Source organism: Alphaproteobacteria bacterium LSUCC0396 (assembly GCA_041228345.1).
Taxonomy (GTDB): Bacteria; Pseudomonadota; Alphaproteobacteria; order Puniceispirillales; family Puniceispirillaceae; genus UBA3439.
The window spans coordinates 1,753,462-1,771,177 of sequence record CP166131.1 but is presented as its reverse complement, the minus strand read 5'-3'; the positions used below and the strand labels follow the sequence as shown (position 1 = coordinate 1,771,177).

Here is a 17,716-nt window from a genome sequence, read left to right as displayed (position 1 = left end):
CAAAAATGAATAGCGCGTCAAAATGGATAGCACACCCCGAATCAGTGGCGCCCCCCGAACCAGTGGCAAAGCAGGATAGAATATGACCGATAGAACGCTTCTGTTAAAAAATGCAGATTTATTATGCACTATGGGGGCATTCGACGCACAGTCGCAGCCGCCAGCAAGCCATGTTGGCCGTCCGGGCGATCATTGTGGCAGTGAGATTAGAAATGGGGGCTTGTTTGCGCGCAACGGGGTGATCGAGGCTGTTGGTGATAGCGGCAGCCTGCCAGATAGCGCCGATATGGTGATCGACATGACCGGTCATGTGGTGATACCGGGCATGGTGAATACGCATCATCATATGTTCCAAAATCTAACACGCGCCGTGCCAGCAGCGCAAAATGCGCCGCTATTTGGCTGGCTTCAAACACTCTATCCGATCTGGTCTAATCTTGGGCCTGAACATATTTACTGGTCAAACGCATTAGGCATGGCCGAATTGGTCTTGAGCGGGTGTACAACATCATCTGATCATCTTTATCTCTATCCAAATGGGGCACGGCTTGATGATTCGTTCGCCGCCGCCGCTGATATTGGAATGCGGTTTCATGGCACCCGCGGCTCGATGAGTATTGGCGAGTCGAATGGCGGCTTGCCGCCCGACCAATTGACCGAGGCTGAACCGTCTATTCTGGCCGATTGCCAACGATTGATCGAAAGCCACCACAATGCCGATCGTTACGCCATGCAAAGGGTGGCTCTGGCGCCTTGCTCGCCTTTTTCGGTCAGCATGGATCTGATGCGCGAAACTGCCCATATGGCAAGGGCCTATCAGGTGGGCCTGCATACACATCTTGCCGAAAATAGGGAAGATATCGACTATAGCGTTGCCAGCTTTGGGATGCGTCCGGGCGAATATATCGAGGCTGTTGAATGGACCGGCAACGATGTCTGGCACGCGCATTGTGTTCAATTAAGCCCGGGCGAGATTGATTTATTTGCCCGCACCGGAACCTGTGTTGCCCACTGCCCCTGTTCTAATATGCGCTTGTCGAGTGGCATTGCGCCGGTTCGTGAAATGCTGGATGCTGGCGTCAAAATTGGGCTTGGTGTCGATGGATCTGCATCGAATGACAGCGCGCATATGCTGAATGAGGCCCGCCAAGCCATGCTGTTGCAACGGGTGATGAAAACCGGTGATGCAATGACCGCGCGCGAAGCGCTGGCACTGGCGACAAGGGGCGGGGCGGCGGTGCTGAACCGTGATGATATTGGTGTGTTGGCACCGGGCTATGCTGCCGACATTGCCGCCTTTGATTGTAGCGGCATTGATTTTGCTGGTGCCCAGTGGGATTTGCTGGCGGGGCTGTTATTTTGTGGCCCGATCAAATCCAACTACACCATTATCAATGGCCGGGTCATTGTTGATCAGGGACAGCTTGTCAGCATGGATATGCCCAACCTGCTTGCCAAACATCGCGCCATGACTGCTGATTTGATTAAAAACGTCTAAATCCGGATAATCGCGGCCAGCCCATCATGCCAAACCTCATCAAGATTATGCCCGCCGCCTTGGCGGTCAATAACCAGAAAATCCTGTTCGGGTTGCAACACCAATAGCGGGTGATGCCATGTGCCGCGATCATAGCTAACCCCCTGATCACCACGCGCCCGAAAACAGGCCAGAGTAGAAAAATCAGGGCCGTCATCTGCGGTATTACCATGCGCCACGACCACTAACCACTCCTGCTGGCTAAGCGGCATGAAGGCCTGCGAGCCGAGGGGGTGGCGTTCCATTAGGTGAATTTCAATCGGATCTGGCCGCCGCCGGCCCCGAAACAGCGAAATGATGGGCTTGCCATCCTCAGCCGCCACATCAACCGCCGACATCGCGTCAAACCGTGTTGTAGTGCCTTGATTAATGACAATCTCTTTAGCCCCGTCGGTTTCAATTACCGTTCCAAACGCGGCAAATCCGGCCTTGGTAAGGGGCTGGATTTCCAACTCTTTAATATCGGTTATGTCCGGTGCACCAGATCCCGTTTCAAACTCACCCATCAGCGAGCTCCTTGATAGGGGTGGGCTGCGATCCAGTGATTGGCAATATCAATCCGCCGCGCCACCCAGACCTTGTCATGCGCCATAATATGATCCAGAAATTTGACCAATCCGGCAAACCGGGCTGGCCGCCCGATCAGGCGGCAATGCAGCCCAATTGACAGCATTTTAGGGGCGGTGGCGCCTTCGGCATACAGCACATCAAAGGCGTCAATCAGATATTGGGCAAATTGATCGCCAGTATGAAACCCTTGTGCCGTGGCAAACCGCATATCATTTGTATCCAGCGTGTAAGGCACCACCAAATGAGCGCCATTCACCTGACGAGACCAGAACGGTAAATCATCCGAATAATCATCTGCATCATAAACAAACCCGCCGTCTTCGGCGACAAGATTGCGGGTGTTTTCTGATGTTCGCCCCGTATACCATCCAAGCGGCCGCGTTCCGCAAATATCGGTAAGAATCGAAATTGCCTTTTGCATATGCGCGCGCTCTTCGGCAACCGGCATGCCATGATAATTAATCCAGCGATAGCCATGCGCGGCAATTTCATGCCCATCAGCAAGCGCCGCCTCAATCACATCTGGATGCCGCTCTGCCGCCATCGCTACGGCAAAAACAGTCAGCGGCAAACCGCGTCGACGAAACAGCTCAAGAATTCGCCAGACACCTGCGCGCGAGCCATATTCATAAATTGATTCCATCGACATATGCCGCGCGCCCTCAAACGCCGCCGCACCAATAATTTCAGATAGAAACACCTCGGATGCCGGATCGCCATGAAGCACAGTATTTTCCCCGCCTTCTTCGTAATTCAGCACAAACTGAACCGCAACACGCGCGCCGTTCGGCCATGCAGCCTGTGGCGGGGTGGCACCATATCCGATTAAATCACGCGGGTAATCCTGCATCTGTAAATCCTCGTAGCGTCGTTATTCATTCGCCGTTTTATTTATGAACGATCGGCAAATACCTGCCCCCTATTGACCAAATCCCGCCATGCCGACAGCATTGCCCGTTCTTCATCTTCAACCCAGATTACGTGACCGGGCGGCATCGCGTGCGATGCTGATACTTGCCAGAAGATATCATTGGCGTGGCGCGCTACATCACTTTCGGTTTCAAGATAGATACCTTTTGGTGCAAAGGCCAAACCATCCCATTGCGGCCGGCGCGCATGACAGCTGGCACAGCGTTCAATCACCAGCTCAACCGATGCGTGATGCAGTGCCTCAGGCGTTGCATGCGCCGTTTGATCATATTTTACCTGCGGTGCGCCAAACGATGAGAGCATGATGGCACAACCAGTCAGAACTGCCGCCACAATCCACGTCCACCAAGGCGGTGCCAGCCCCTTATGCTTGGTGTTAAAGAAATGCCTGATAACCGCGCCAATCACGAGCACAAGGCCAAGAATAACCCACGCATAATCTGTCGCAAACACCATCGGATAATGACCGCCGATCATCACAAAGATCACCGGTAGCGTTAGATAATTATTATGCAGCGAGCGTTGTTTGCCGCGTGCGCCATAACGCGGATCGGGCGTTTCACCAGCCTTTAGCGCAACCACAACTTTGCTTTGCCCGGGAATGATAATCATCAAGACATTGGCAACCATAATCGTGCCGATGGTAACGCCCATCTGCATAAAGGCACCACGCGCCGAAAAAATCTGGCTATAGCCATAGGCCAACGCAACCAGAAACCCAAACCCCGCCAATGCCAGCCACACGTCACTGCGGCCCAGCGGGCTTCGGCACAGCCCATCATAAATCGCCCAGCCAATTACAATACCGCCAAGGCTAATCATCACCGCCTGCACTTCAGTGATATCCAGAATTTCCAGATCAATCATGTAAAGGCTAGCTGCGCCGTAATAAACAAGGCTCATCAGCGCGATGCCAGAAATCCATGTACCGTAAGCCTCCCATTTGAACCACGTAAGCTCATCCGGCATTTTGGCAGGGGCGACCAGATATTTCACCATGTTGTAAAACCCGCCGCCATGAACCTGCCATGCCTGACCATGCGCCTCATCGGGTAATTCCCTCCCGGGTTTCAAACTAAGGTCAAGCGCGATGAAATAGAAGGATGACCCGATCCAGGCGATACCGGCAATCACATGCACCCACCGCACAACCAGTTCTGACCACATCCAAAGATAGTCGATCATCATTAGACATCCCCCTCAGTCTCAGCATGGCCAGTTGCCGCCGATCTCGATCCTCGCCCCAGATTTTTAGCCCAGCAGAAGCAGCCTTCCAAAGCAGCCGTTTAACGGCATCAGCCTTTAATATTATGCCTCAGCATCCCTCAATTCTTGCCAGATCGCAAGCTGCGCCGCGATGGATAAAGCAACATGGGCAGGGCTTTTTCCGTTAATCTCATCAATACCAATCGGGCAGGTCAGCAAATCCAGCATCGCTGGGCCTATTCCGGCAGCGCCAAGCCGTGAGACAAAGCGCGCCCGTTTCGTTTTCGACCCGATCAATCCCAGAAACGCAAAATCACCTCGCGTTAAAAGCTGAAGACAAATCGCCTCATCAAGGGCGTGGGAATGGGTCATCACCAGATGAACTGCCGCTTCAGGAGCGTGCAGCGCGATTGTCTCAGGCGACTTTGCCAGCAGCATTTGTGCAGCGCCATCTAGGCGGTCGGGAAACCGGCTCTGATCAATATCGACAAGAAAAATCTCAAACCCAAGACCGCCAAGACGCGGCACCAATGCACGGGCAACATGACCGGCGCCATAGATGAATAAAGGTGTCTGTCGCGGCAGCGCTGGAAGGTGAAACAGCGCCGCCTCTGACCGCAATGCCGGCGTATAGACTTGCAGGGCCATGCCGGCACAGAGCGGGTGCGACAAGCCAGCGCCCGCATCAGTTGCGGTCTTTAAAACAGCCAGATCAACCGCCTCTTTTGCGGTAAATTTTTCCAGCAATAACGACATCTGTCCGCCGCAACATTGCCCCATATCAGGCCCAAGAATAACGGTGAAATGCTGGCGCTGCCACATGTCAGGCGCTGGGTCGCCAAGCATTTTTCGGGCACGCGCCATAACGTCAAACTCTACCGCGCCGCCACCAATAGTCTGCCAGATATCAGTGGCGGTTATCAGCATTTGCGTGCCGTGATCGCGCGGTGATGAACCTTTCGTAGCTGTTACCGTGACCAGCACGACATCCTCGCCCGCCTCGATCAGGCCAAGGGCGACGCCAATCCAGCCAGCAGACGCACCCTCAATTGGCATATTCTTAGACAAACCGCGCTCCAAGCCGGTTTGCCGTCATCAGAATCCGTTCGGGCGTTGCCGGTGCATCAAGCGCCGGATAAGCCGCTCCTTTGATACCGGCCAGCGCATCAGATAGCGCCAGCCAACTGCTGATTGCCAGCATCAGCGGTGGCTCGCCAACTGCCTTGGATTTATGGATCGTGTCTTCACTATTCTCACCATCTGCATAGAACGCGACCCGCCACGCGGCCGGCCGGTCCGAACAGGCCGGAATTTTATAGGTAGACGGCGCGTGCGTTTTCAAGCGCCCATCAGAATCCCAGGTTAATTCTTCGGTGGTCAGCCAGCCAACCCCTTGCAAAAACCCACCTTCAATCTGTCCTAAATCAATTGCCGGATTCAGTGATTTTCCAACATCATGCAGCAGGTCAGCGCGCACAAGCCGGTTTTCACCGGTCAGCAGATCAACAATCACTTCCGATACCGCGGCACCATAGGCAAAATAATAAAAGGGCCGACCATGCATTCGGTCTTTATCCCAGTTTAATTTTGGTGTCGCATAAAATCCGGTTGCAGATAGTGATACCCGTCCGAGATAGGCCCGCTTGACAGCATCGGCAAACCTCATCCGGTCACCCCCAACACGGACCTCACCATCAGCAAAAACCACCTCAGCCTGATCAGTCTGATACTGATCGGCCAGAAAACTGCTAATGCGTTGCTTTATCACGCGCGCCGCGCGCATCGCCGCCATTCCGTTTAGGTCGGTTCCCGACGACGCCGCGGTTGCCGACGTATTCGGCACCTTGCCAGTTGTGGTCGGCGTGATTTTGACATTTTCAACATCAATCTGAAATTCATGCGCGACAATCTGCGCGACCTTAATATAAAGCCCCTGTCCCATTTCGGTGCCACCATGGTTAAGTTGCACCGAGCCATCATTATAGACATGGATCAATGATCCCGCCTGATTCAGGAATGTCGTGTTAAAGGAAATGCCAAATTTCACTGGCGTCAGGGCAATGCCGCGTTTGACATATTGATTGGCAGCATTAAACGCCGCAATGTCAGCACGGCGCGCAACATAATCCGACGTTTTTACCAGCTCATCCACAATCGGCTGAATCACGCAATCCTCGACCGTTTGGCCATAAGGGGTAACGCCATGATGGCTTGCGGTTTTTTCGGGATAGAAATTGCGCTGGCGCACCTGCAAAGGATCAAGGCCAAGATAATGCGCCACCTCATCCATCACCCGTTCGATACCAAGCATCCCCTGCGGCCCGCCAAATCCGCGAAAGGCCGTATTTGATTGCGTATGTGTCAAACAGCAATAATTGGTAATCTTCATATGCGGAATATCATAGGCATTATCAGCATGACACATTGCGCGCGCTGCAATACCGGCCGATAAATCCCACGACATGCCACAGCGAAGTGCCTGCTCGAACTCAACCGCCAGAACGCGGCCTTCATCATCAAAGCCAACATGATAATCAATACGGCAATCATGGCGTTTGCCCGTTAGCATGAAATCATCATCACGGTCATAGATGGTTTTGGCTGGTTGGCCGGTTAAATGCGCGGCCAATGCCGCAGTCATCGCCGGTAGATTTCCCTGACTTTCCTTGCCGCCAAAGGCCCCGCCCATACGCCGCGTTTCCACTGTCACCGCATGATTGGCAAGGCCCAGCATTTCGGCAGTTTTATGCTGGATCTCACTTGGGTGCTGGCTTGAACAGAATAGATGTATATCACCATCTTCACCGGGGATTGCCAATGCCGCCTGACCCTCAAGATAAAAATGCTCTTGCCCGCCAGCACAAAGCCGTCCCTTTAGCTGGTGCGTTGCCGCCACAAGCGCGGCCGCGCTATCGCCCTTGATCATTTCACTTGGCGGGCCAAGCAACGAGCCCGAAGCCATCGCTGCATCAATCGTCAAAATTGCCGGCAATGGCTCATACGCAATTTGTGCAAGACTGATCGCCGCCCGTGCAGCCGCCATATTAACTGCGGCAACGGCAAATACCGACTGCCCGACATAGCAAACCTCATCACTGGCAAAGACCGGATCATCATGGATTATCGGACCACAATCATTGACCCCGGGAATATCGGTCGCACTCATCACCGCCACAATTCCCGGTGCTGCGGCCACCGCAGATAAATCCATATGGGTGATGCGCGCATGGGCATGGGGGCTTTGAGCGATCAGCACCGTCAGGCAATTTGCTGGAACTGCGATGTCATCAACATAAACCGCCTCGCCGGACACGTGCTTTGCTGCACTGTCATGATGCTGTGATGTCTGAATATCACCGGTGATGCGCCGGGTCATCGCCAGCCCTCCAATCCGGCGGTCAGCCCATCTCCGGCAAGCCGCATTGATTTGCCCGAAACTAATTCAAGCCCATATTTCATCAGCAGATTCTGCGCCGTTAGCATCCGGTATTCTGCCGAACCGCGCATATCCGAAAGCGGGGTAAAATCATCTGGCAGCGCCGTTGCCGCTTCCCTGAAATATGCGACATCAAGCGGCTTTCCGACAAGTTTGGCCTCGGCAGCTTGTGCCCGTTTTGGAATTCCGGCCATGCCACCAAAGGCAAGGCGGACATGATCAATCACCCCATCACGAACGCGCATATTTGCCGCCAGCATCACCGCTGAAATATCCTGATCAAACCGTTTCGATATTTTATAACAGCGAAGATGGGGGTGTGGCCCGCGCGGTATTATCACCGCCGAGACGAACTCACCGACGCGGCGATCCTGCTTGCCATATTCAAGAAAGAAATTTTCCAGATCAAAACTACGACTCTTATGGGCGGTACTCAGCTCGATTTGACTGCCAATCGCGATCAGCACCGGCGGCAAATCACCAATCGGCGATGCATTCGCAACATTGCCGCAGACCGTGCCACTGCTCCGTACCTGAAGCGCCCCAAAACGGCGCAGCAATTCGGCAATTTCAGGCGCATCATCAGCAATCCGCTGCAGCAATTGCTGATGCGTAACCGCGGGGTTGATCCGCAGCATATCACCATCATCGTCAATCTGCCCAAATCCGGCAACACCGCCCGTCCAGATCATACAGCCCAGCTTGCGATGCTGTTTTGTTACCCACAGCCCAATATCGGTTGCCCCACTAACAATCGTCGCCGCGCTATTTTTGGCATAGGCCTCGGCAAAACTGGCACGGGTCGCTGGTGCAAGGAACTGGCAAGACTGATCGCCAAGGCACAGATCGGCTGCGCCATCCGGCATATTTTTAAGTGCCACCAGCATTGCCCCATCATGTTCCATATCCGGATTTCCCATATCGGAATTTCTCATATCCGGATTTCTGGCACGGTCCAGCGTCGTCGCTGCCGCCACAATCGATCGATAACCAGTACAACGGCAAAGGTTACCAGCCAGCGTATTGTCAATATCATCCGGTGCAAGGCCATTGCCATTTTGCCATGCAGCATAAAGCGACATAACAAACCCCGGCGTGCAAAAGCCACATTGCGATGCATCAGCATTGATCATTGCAGTTTGCACAGGGTGTCGATTACCGTCTTGGTCTGCCAGACCTTCGACCGTGCGGATTGCCGCCCCATCAATCATGCCAAGAAATAAAATACACGCATTAACCGGCCGATATTCAAGCTTGCCAATGCCGTATTTGCGCGCCATTGCAACCGTACAGGCACCGCAATCCCCCTCGGCGCACCCCTCTTTAGTGCCCCGCAAATGCGCCTGTTCGCGCAACCATTGCAACAAGGTAAGATCGCCAGCACAGCCAGCAACACGCTGAATTTTGCCGTTTAAAACAAAGCGGATTTCATCTCGCATTGGTCCTCCGGTCTAGCTGCCGCGATATGTTGAATAACCGTAGGCTGATAGTAATAACGGGACGTGATAATGCTGTGTCGGATTATCAATACCAAAGTTGATGACAACATCATCAAGAAACGGAATTTCGGGAAGATCATCTCCGGCACGCCGAAGATAGGCCGCCACCCGAAACAGCAACTGATATCGTCCTTTTTGCAACGCCTCGCCATCCAGCAACGGCGCATCAGATCGGCCATCATTGTTGGTTTCGGTGGTTTTTATCAGAACGGCTTTGTCATCCGCGCCGTCAAGACGAAACAGATCAATTACCAGGCCCACGGCTGGACACCCACGCGCCGTATCAAGAACATGTGTTGTTAATCGTCCCATTACACCTCACCTACCAGCCTTTACCCTTGCACTTCACAATCTAACGATGGCAGTTATGCATTGTTATTGCAAATCAAATTGGCCATCATGCATGATATGTCACCGTTAAGGCGCGTCCGGTTTCGGCCAGCCTTTCCACCCTTGGAGCGAGATCCAAATGATGATCAAACCCGCACCGCATGAGTTATCTCGCGCCGATTTTATCGCGGCATTTGGCGGCATTTACGAACATTCGCCGTGGGTTGCTGGCACGCTGTTTGACATGGGCGTTGACCGGCTGGACGCCGATCCAGCGGTGCTGGCAAAACGGATGGCAGATATCGTTGATGCCGCCGGCTATGACAAACAGATGGAACTGCTATGCGCGCATCCCGAACTCGCTGGCAAATTGGCCATCGCCGGATCACTAACCGCTTCGTCAAGCGCCGAGCAGGCCAGCGCGGCGCTTGATCAATGTAGCGCCGACGAATTTGCCGCTTTTCAGGATTTAAACACGCGCTATGGCGAAAAATTTGGCCACCCTTTTATTATCGCCGTTCGCGGGCTTGATCGGGCAACCATATTATCGGCTTTTCAGCAACGCATTACGCAAAATGCCGATGCGGAATTCGCCACCGCACTTGGCCAGGTGCATAAGATTGCGCGGCTACGCCTCGAACAGCTTGCCAAAGAATAAGCCCGCAGCCATGTGACCGCGGGCTTGAATTGTTCGTGATTTTGACCGCTACCTGCCTTACCGGCCGGCCCCAGCCCCAGCATATGTCATAATATTTGTGGGGATTTATCGGGATTTATTTGGTTTCGCTGCCCGAATGGAAATTGAATACGGCGCCTTCCTTAATCCCACTAGGCCAGCGCGCCGTAACGGTTTTCAATTTGGTGTAAAAGCGCACACCTTCCATGCCATGGATCGAATGATCGCCAAACATCGAGGCTTTCCAGCCGCCAAAACTATGATAGGCAACCGGCACAGGGATCGGCACATTCACCCCGACCATGCCGACATTCACATTATTGGCAAATTCACGAGCGGCATCACCGTCACGGGTAAAAATCGCGGTGCCGTTTCCATATTCATGGCTCATGACCAGGCCAACCGCCTCTTCATAGGTCTTTGGGCGCAAAACTGACAGAACAGGACCGAAAATTTCATCACGGTAAACCGACATATCCGCCGTTACATGATCCAGCAGCGTACCACCGACAAAAAACCCGTTTTCATAGCCCTGCAATGACAGACCGCGACCATCGACAACAACTTCAGCGCCATCGGCCTCACCCTGATTGATGTAATCAGTGATCCGGTCTTTCGACTCGCGCGTGATCACTGGCCCCATTTCGACCCCTGCCTCATCATATTGGCCAATTTTCAAAGCGCGTACTTTTGGGGCTAGTGCCGACACAAACCGGTCAGCCGTGTCATCACCAACCGCAAGCACTGCAGAAATCGCCATACAACGTTCACCAGCCGACCCATAAGCCGCGCCCATCGCCGCATCAACGGCCTGATCCATATCGGCATCAGGCATGATGATCATGTGATTCTTGGCACCACACAAAGCCTGCACACGCTTGCCATTCGCGCATCCACGGCCATAGATATATTTGCCAATTGCGGTTGAACCGACAAAGCTGATCGCAGCAACATCCGGATGATCCAACAGCGCATCAACCGCCTCTTTATCGCCATTCACCACATTCATACAGCCATCAGGCAGACCAGCCTCAGTCAGCAATTGCGCCAGATAAAGAGGCGCCGCCGGATCACGCTCGGACGGCTTTAAGATAAATGTATTGCCGCAAGCAAGCGCCATCGGGAACATCCACATCGGCACCATCGCCGGAAAGTTGAACGGGGTAATACCCGCAACAACACCAACCGGCTGGCGCAGCGAATAGCTATCGACCGCGCCTGCGACCTGCGCTGAATAATCACCTTTCAGCAAATGCGGGATACCGCAGGCAAATTCGACAACTTCAAGCCCGCGCGACACCTCGCCCTTGGCATCATCAAGCGTCTTGCCATGCTGGGATGAGATCATTTCGGCAATCGTGCCAAGATTCTGGACAATCAATTCACGGAATTTGAACATTACCTGCGCACGCTTGGCCGGCGGGGTATTCGCCCAGTCCGGCAAGGCGGCCCTGGCCACAGCAACAGCCGCATCGACCTCGGCGGCACTGGCAAGCGGCACTGACGAAATGACCACGCCAGTCGCTGGGTTATACACATCCTGCGACCGGCCACTAGTGCCAGCTAAAGTTGCGCCCTTGATAAAATGCATATCCATCATCATTGCCTCTTTTAACCTCTGCATCAGCAGCGGGTTATCTGTAACAGTTTGTCTGAAAAATCTTGTTCAGATTACGCTTTTTTTTCGCAAAGGCAAGATTGACAAGCGCGGCGCTGTCGAATGGCGATGGCGTGTACCTCGGATGCATTTTTCCGGTTTTTAGAAAACAACGCTTGGCGGCAGCCAGATTGGCTGTATAAGAAACTATGGAAATTTGGGTATTATTTGCCGTTTTGGCGGCCGCAACACAGGCGCTTCGCACCGCTGTTCAGCGGCGTATGGTGGCACCGCTAGGCAGCTATGGCGCCGCATATATCCGTTTTTCCTATGCCTGTCCGATTGCGTGGCTATGCCTCATTTTCTATACTGGACTCACCGGCGCTTCGCTGGCGGGTTTGCCATTTACCTTTTGGGCATGGATAAATATCGCCGCCCTGACGCAGGTGATTTTCACCGTTCTTTTGGTCCAACTCTTTAGCCATCGTTCCTTTGCCGCTGCGGTGGCTTTTTCTAAAACCGAAGTTTTGCAAACGGCTATTTTTGAGGCATTGATTCTCGGCGTCGTGGTGACAGTACAAACCGGTTTTGCCATTGCGCTTGGTGTGTTTGCAACTGTGATGCTGGCACTGGTGAAAACCAACCTGTCACTTTCCAATGTCCGGCAAAGCATTATGAGCCGGCAAATGGCAATCGGCCTTGCTGCCGGTGCCTTTCTGGGCTTTTGTACCGTGTCCTATGGGGCGGCAATGCAGGCCATGACCGGGGGCAGCCTTTTAAGCAACGCGATCTATGCAGCGGCAATTGGTGTAACAATTCAGGCAGTTTGCTTTGGTGGCTATCTTTACGTTGTAAAGCGGGGGGAATTCATTGCTAGCTTTGTTGAATGGCGCGGCGGTGCAATGGCTGGCGTCTGGGCGGCGATTTGCAGCATTTGCTGGTTTGCCGCCTTTTTGAACCACGAGGTTGCACCTGTTCGCGCAGTTGGTCAGGTCGAATTGCTGTTTAGCATCGGCTTTTCAATTCTCTATTTTAAAGAGCGTGTCAGCCGTCTCGAATTGGCCGCGATGGGCCTTTTGGCGCTGTCGATCATCATGGTATTGCTGGATTAATCCAGCCGCGATTCAACGGATCAATCCATCGTTAAAAATCACCGGCTAGCGAGGCCATTCTGTACCGCCTTGCGGATTGACAACCTGTTCACAGAACCTTAATAATTGTCGCTGTTTTCGGCCCCGGATTAGGGGGCTACAACTCCTATGGCCATAGTCGCCAGAGCCCCATGCAACAATTTGAGAGCGCTGTACTCGTGGAAAAATTCCTGTCATCTATCGGTATTTCTGACGTTAAAGAAATTGTTTACAACCCATCATATGATCAGCTCTATGAGGACGAACTTCAGCCTGGTCTCGAAGGGTTTGCGCGAGGCTATCTCACCGAACTTGGTGCAGTTAATGTTCTAACCGGCGAATATACCGGCCGCTCACCGAAGGACAAATTCATCGTTAAGGATGAGACCACCCGCGACAGCTACTGGTGGAACGGCAATGGCACAAAAAATGACAATAAGCCAATTGATACCGCCGTCTGGAATGATCTAAAAGCCCTTGCCGCCAAACAGCTAAGCGGCAAAAAACTTTATATTGTAGACGGATTTTGTGGTGCCAACAAAGACACTTGTATGAAGGTGCGCTTTGTTATGGAAGTTGCCTGGCAGGCGCATTTCGTCAAAAATATGTTTATCCGGCCAAGCGATGAAGAGCTAGCCGATTTCACGCCGGATTTCACTGTAGTTAATGCCTCAATGACAACCAATCCTGATTGGGAGCGTCATGGCATGAATTCGCCGACCTTTGTAGCCTTTAACCTGACCGAGCGGATGCAGCTTATCGGGGGCAGCTGGTATGGCGGCGAAATGAAGAAAGGCCTTTTCTCGGTGATGAATTACCTGTTGCCGCAAAAGGGCATTGCGTCGATGCATTGTTCGGCAAATTGCGGGGCCGACGGCGATGTTGCGCTGTTCTTTGGCCTTTCAGGCACCGGCAAAACCACCTTGTCAGCCTCGTCAAACCGCAGCCTAATCGGCGATGATGAACATGGTTGGGATGATGATGGCATCTTTAATTTTGAGGGCGGTTGCTATGCAAAGACCAGCGATCTAAGCGAGGCCAGTGAGCCAGAAATTTACCGCGCGATCCGCCGCGATGCGTTGCTGGAAAACGTGATGGTCGACGCCGATGGCAAGGTTGATTTCAGTGATACCAGCCTAACCCTGAACACCCGCGTATCCTATCCAATCTATCATATCGACAACATTGTTCAGCCGGTATCAAAAGCAGGGCACGCCAAGCATGTGCTATTCCTGACCGCCGACGCGTTCGGTGTTTTACCGCCTGTTTCCATCCTTGATGATGCGGAAACGCAATACCACTTCCTTTCTGGCTTTACCGCAAAGATGGCAGGTATGGAACGCGGTATGACCGAACATCAGCCGACCTTTTCAGCCTGTTTTGGTGCCGCTTTCCTAACCCTACACCCAACGGTTTATGCCGAGGTTTTGAACAACCGCATGCGCAATGCGGGCGCTAAGGCCTTTTTGATCAATACTGGCTGGAACGGCCAAGGCAAGCGTATCTCATTGGCAAACACACGCGCATTAATCAACGCTATTTTTGACGGCGAACTCGACAATGCCGAAACCGAAACTCTGCCAATCTTTAATTTAAGAATGCCAAAAACACTGGCCGGGCTTGATGCAACGGTTTTGGATCCACGCTCAAGCTATGATGATCCGGCCGAATGGGAAAAACGTGCGCGGCATCTTGGTGGTCTGTTTGTCGAAAATTTTGAGAAATTTACTGACACTGACGCTGGCAAGGCGCTGGTTGCAGCTGGCCCACAGCTAGGCTAACGCGCATTTAAAAGACCTTCTTTTCAACAAGATCCAAGCAAAAAAGACGCTGTCCTGTCAGCGTCTTTTTTTATGCCCGGATTATCCTGCGGTTAGAGCAGGCTGTTGATGGTCTCAAGAAGGGCGCTATTGATCTGCCGCGGCCCCGTATCAAGCCGGTTTTTATGGCGTCTTGCCCCTGGCATACGGACGCCCTCAATGGCCGACATTTTCTGCACAAACCCCTCAACATGATCCTGCCAGCCTTCGCCAGCAATCACCATTGGCGATAGCCCGATCACCAATTCACCGCCGCGCGGCGGCCCACCATCCTTATTATCTGTTTCGCGCGCCTCAAAACTGAACTGCTCACCAGTCATGCCTGCCGCCAAAAGCTCAACCATCAGAGCAATCGCAGAGCCTTTATAGCCACCAAATGGCAATAACACACCCTTGGCAATCGCCGCCGGATCAGTGGTCAGCTCGCCATGCTCGTCAAGTCCTGTTCCAAGCGGCACCTCACGGCCATCACGCGCCGCAATCTGCACATCACCCATCGCCATCGAAGCTGTCGCCATATCGTACACAACCGGATTATGACCCGGACGCGGCCATGCAAATGACAGCGGGTTTGTGCCAAAAAGCGCCTCTTTTGACCCGGCTGGTGCCACTGCTGGCATATAGGCGGTACAGGCGATGCCTACCAACCCGCGATCCGCCAGATATTCGGTTTCCGGCCATAATGCGGCGAAGTGATGAACCCCGACGAGCGACAAGGCCGCGATACCAATTTGGGTTGTCGCCTCAGCCAGTATGGGTAGGCCAACCGCCTGTGCCAGCGGCGCAAAACAGCCATGACCGTCAACTTGAATGACCGCCGGCGTCAGATGTTTTATCGTCGGTTTAGCTTTACCATCAACCTTGCCGCTGCGCAGTGCCTTTACATATCCCGGAATTCGAAATAGCCCGTGCGAATGCGACCCATCCCGTTCGGCGCGGCAGACAATATCCGCCAGCGCTTCTGCATTTGCAGTATCACATCCGTTTGCCAGCATGACCTTTTTTGCAAGGTCATAGATGTTATCAAGGCTAATCTCTTGAGTGCTCACTTGTAACGTTGCCCTTCTATTTCGCGATCAGGACGTGCCATCGCTGCTATGGCATTTGCCATTGTGATCTTGCCAATTGTCTTGCCATCATCACCAATGACCGCGCCACTATCCTTGCCAGCACTGACCAGCTGTTGCAACGCATCCTCAAGCGGCGTTTTAATGCCCATTTTAGGCCCCGTCGCACGGTTTGCCTTTTCCATGATCGACCGCACCTCAAGCACACGGCCGCGATTAATATCCTTGATAAAGTCAGAAATATAATCATCGGCCGGGCGCATGATGATCGATTGCGGGTCACCGTGCTGGATCACCTCACCATCACGCAGGATCGAAATCTCATCGCCGATCCGCAGTGCCTCGTCCAGATCATGGGTGATAAAGACAATGGTTTTATGCAGCTCTTCCTGAAGATCGAGGAGAATGTTCTGCATATCGGTTCTGATCAGGGGATCAAGTGCCGAGAAAGCCTCATCCATGAGCAGAATCTCAGCGTCAGTTGCAAGCGCACGGGCTAGACCAACGCGCTGTTGCATCCCGCCTGATAGCTGCGCCGGAAAATGCTGTTCGAACCCAGCCAATCCCACCCGTTCAATCCAACGCTGGCTGCGTTCAGCAGCTTCAGCCTCGGCAATACCCTGAATGCTCAGGCCATAGGCGACATTTTGCGATACCGTTCGATGCGGCAAAAGCCCGAAACGCTGAAACACCATAGATGCCTTGTGCCGACGAAATTCGCGTAATTCATCCGCCGACATCGCCAACACATCTTCACCATCGACGATCACTTCGCCTTCAGTTGGCTCGATCAACCGGTTGATATGCCGGATCAGGGTAGATTTTCCCGATCCGGACAAGCCCATAATCACCTGAATGCGCTTTGGCTTTATCTTGATATTAATGTCACGAAGACCAAGAACATGACCGTGCTGGTCAAGCAATTCCTGCTTGCTCAGGCCAGCATGAACATGTTTCATCGCGGCTTCAGGGTCACTGCCAAAAACCTTATAAAGGTTTCTGATTTCAATTTTGGTATCAGCCATTACCGTTTCCTTTGCGATAGGCCTGCAAGCGCTCGCCATATTTTTGTGAAACGCGGTCAAAAATGATCGCGATGGCAACAATGGCCAAGCCGTTCATCAATCCAAGCGCAAGATATTGGTTAGAGACTGCCTGCAAAACCGGGACACCAAGCCCGCGAACACCAATCATCGATGCAATCACGACCATCGCCAGCGCCATCATAATTGTCTGGTTTACCCCAGCAAAAATATTCGGCAGCGCCAGTGGGATCTGAACCCCCCATAGCCGTTGCTTGTAGTTCGCGCCAAACGCATCAGACGCCTCAAGCACCTCTTCATCAACAAGCCGGATGCCAAGATTGGTCAGGCGGACAATCGGCGGCGCTGCATAGATGCAGACAGCAATCAATCCGGGCACTTTACCAATGCCCAGTAACATCACCACAGGGATCAGGTAAACGAAACTTGGGATCGTCTGCATTACATCAAGCACGGGAGTAATGGTCGCCTGAACACGGTTTGACTTTGCCATCCAGATGCCTAGAGGAATACCGAGGCCGATGCACACTAAAGTCGCAACTGAAATGATAGCTAATGTGGCCATAGTGTTTTCCCACATGCCAAAATAGCCAATAACAATGAAACAGGTGACTGATCCAAAGACTAGCTTCCAACTCCGCGAGCCAAGCCAAGACAGCAAAGCAATTACAGCCAGAATAATTGGCCAAGGAGAATTGATCAGAAGCTTCTCAAACCAAATCATAAACTGCAACAACGGGTCAAAAAAACTCTCAAGCGCATCACCGTACGCGCGTGAAAAGCTTCGGAACCCAAAATCTATGGCTTTCTTGAAATCGCGAAGATCGCCACGCCCCATCTCTGGAAATTCATTGAAAAATTCCATATCAGCGCCT

At 52.8% G+C, this 17,716-nt stretch carries 15 protein-coding genes; 4 read left to right on the top strand and 11 right to left on the bottom strand.

Annotation, left to right across the window (positions count from 1 at the left end):
* The first annotated feature begins 82 nt into the window (after window positions 1–82).
* Window positions 83–1,498: an 8-oxoguanine deaminase gene (locus AB8881_08530; protein XDZ62593.1), complete on the top strand. Its 1,416-nt coding sequence runs from the start codon at window positions 83–85 to the stop codon at window positions 1,496–1,498.
* Here the strand turns inward: AB8881_08530 and AB8881_08525 are convergent.
* The 7 genes from AB8881_08525 to uraH all read right to left on the bottom strand — a co-directional run bounded on the left by AB8881_08525 (window position 1,495) and on the right by uraH (window position 9,490).
* Entirely contained in the window at window positions 1,495–1,998 is a 504-nt protein-coding gene (locus tag AB8881_08525; protein XDZ64538.1) for an ureidoglycolate lyase, read from the bottom strand. The genes AB8881_08530 and AB8881_08525 overlap by 4 nt on opposite strands.
* 44 nt (window positions 1,999–2,042) lie before the next feature.
* Window positions 2,043–2,957: an allantoinase PuuE gene (puuE, locus tag AB8881_08520; GenBank protein XDZ62592.1), complete on the bottom strand. Its 915-nt coding sequence runs from the start codon at window positions 2,955–2,957 to the stop codon at window positions 2,043–2,045.
* A 41-nt stretch (window positions 2,958–2,998) separates the two neighbouring features.
* A complete protein-coding gene (locus AB8881_08515) occupies window positions 2,999–4,225 on the bottom strand; it encodes a urate hydroxylase PuuD (protein XDZ62591.1) in 1,227 nt (408 codons plus the stop codon).
* A 120-nt stretch (window positions 4,226–4,345) separates the two neighbouring features.
* Entirely contained in the window at window positions 4,346–5,311 is a 966-nt protein-coding gene (gene xdhC / locus AB8881_08510; protein XDZ62590.1) for a xanthine dehydrogenase accessory protein XdhC, read from the bottom strand.
* The gene (xdhB, locus tag AB8881_08505; protein ID XDZ62589.1) at window positions 5,304–7,619 is read right to left on the bottom strand and encodes a xanthine dehydrogenase molybdopterin binding subunit; all 2,316 of its coding nucleotides are present in this window, start codon (window positions 7,617–7,619) and stop codon (window positions 5,304–5,306) included. The genes xdhC and xdhB overlap by 8 nt, the downstream gene beginning before the upstream one ends.
* A complete protein-coding gene (gene xdhA, locus AB8881_08500; protein XDZ62588.1) occupies window positions 7,616–9,118 on the bottom strand; it encodes a xanthine dehydrogenase small subunit in 1,503 nt (500 codons plus the stop codon). Before xdhA ends, xdhB begins: the two co-directional genes overlap by 4 nt.
* Before the next feature lie 12 nt (window positions 9,119–9,130).
* A complete protein-coding gene (gene uraH / locus AB8881_08495; protein XDZ62587.1) occupies window positions 9,131–9,490 on the bottom strand; it encodes a hydroxyisourate hydrolase in 360 nt (119 codons plus the stop codon).
* Between the two features lie 157 nt (window positions 9,491–9,647).
* Here uraH and uraD point away from each other — a divergent pair, with 157 nt between their 5' ends.
* Entirely contained in the window at window positions 9,648–10,166 is a 519-nt protein-coding gene (uraD, locus tag AB8881_08490; protein XDZ62586.1) for a 2-oxo-4-hydroxy-4-carboxy-5-ureidoimidazoline decarboxylase, read from the top strand.
* A gap of 115 nt (window positions 10,167–10,281) precedes the next feature.
* Here uraD and AB8881_08485 read toward each other — a convergent pair whose 3' ends face one another.
* Window positions 10,282–11,808 carry a CoA-acylating methylmalonate-semialdehyde dehydrogenase gene (locus AB8881_08485; protein ID XDZ62585.1) on the bottom strand — a complete coding sequence of 509 codons (1,527 nt, stop codon included), beginning with the start codon at window positions 11,806–11,808 and terminating at the stop codon, window positions 10,282–10,284.
* A gap of 182 nt (window positions 11,809–11,990) precedes the next feature.
* Here AB8881_08485 and AB8881_08480 point away from each other — a divergent pair, with 182 nt between their 5' ends.
* Both AB8881_08480 and pckA read left to right on the top strand, forming a co-directional pair.
* Entirely contained in the window at window positions 11,991–12,893 is a 903-nt protein-coding gene (locus AB8881_08480; GenBank protein XDZ62584.1) for a hypothetical protein, read from the top strand.
* Window positions 12,894–13,063: 170 nt separating this feature from the next.
* Window positions 13,064–14,692: a phosphoenolpyruvate carboxykinase (ATP) gene (pckA, locus tag AB8881_08475; protein XDZ62583.1), complete on the top strand. Its 1,629-nt coding sequence runs from the start codon at window positions 13,064–13,066 to the stop codon at window positions 14,690–14,692.
* Between the two features lie 92 nt (window positions 14,693–14,784).
* On the opposite strand, the gene AB8881_08470 is transcribed toward pckA, so the two are convergent.
* The 3 genes from AB8881_08470 to AB8881_08460 are packed head-to-tail and all read right to left on the bottom strand — an operon-like array spanning window position 14,785 to window position 17,706.
* The gene (locus AB8881_08470) at window positions 14,785–15,780 is read right to left on the bottom strand and encodes an Ldh family oxidoreductase (GenBank protein XDZ62582.1); all 996 of its coding nucleotides are present in this window, start codon (window positions 15,778–15,780) and stop codon (window positions 14,785–14,787) included.
* On the bottom strand, window positions 15,777–16,823 hold the full coding sequence (locus AB8881_08465) for a glycine betaine/L-proline ABC transporter ATP-binding protein (protein XDZ62581.1): 1,047 nt from the start codon (window positions 16,821–16,823) through the stop codon (window positions 15,777–15,779). The genes AB8881_08470 and AB8881_08465 overlap by 4 nt, the downstream gene beginning before the upstream one ends.
* Window positions 16,816–17,706 (bottom strand): ABC transporter permease, encoded by an 891-nt coding sequence (locus AB8881_08460; protein ID XDZ62580.1) that lies wholly within the window; start codon window positions 17,704–17,706, stop codon window positions 16,816–16,818. Before AB8881_08460 ends, AB8881_08465 begins: the two co-directional genes overlap by 8 nt.
* Between the last annotated feature and the right edge of the window lie 10 nt (window positions 17,707–17,716).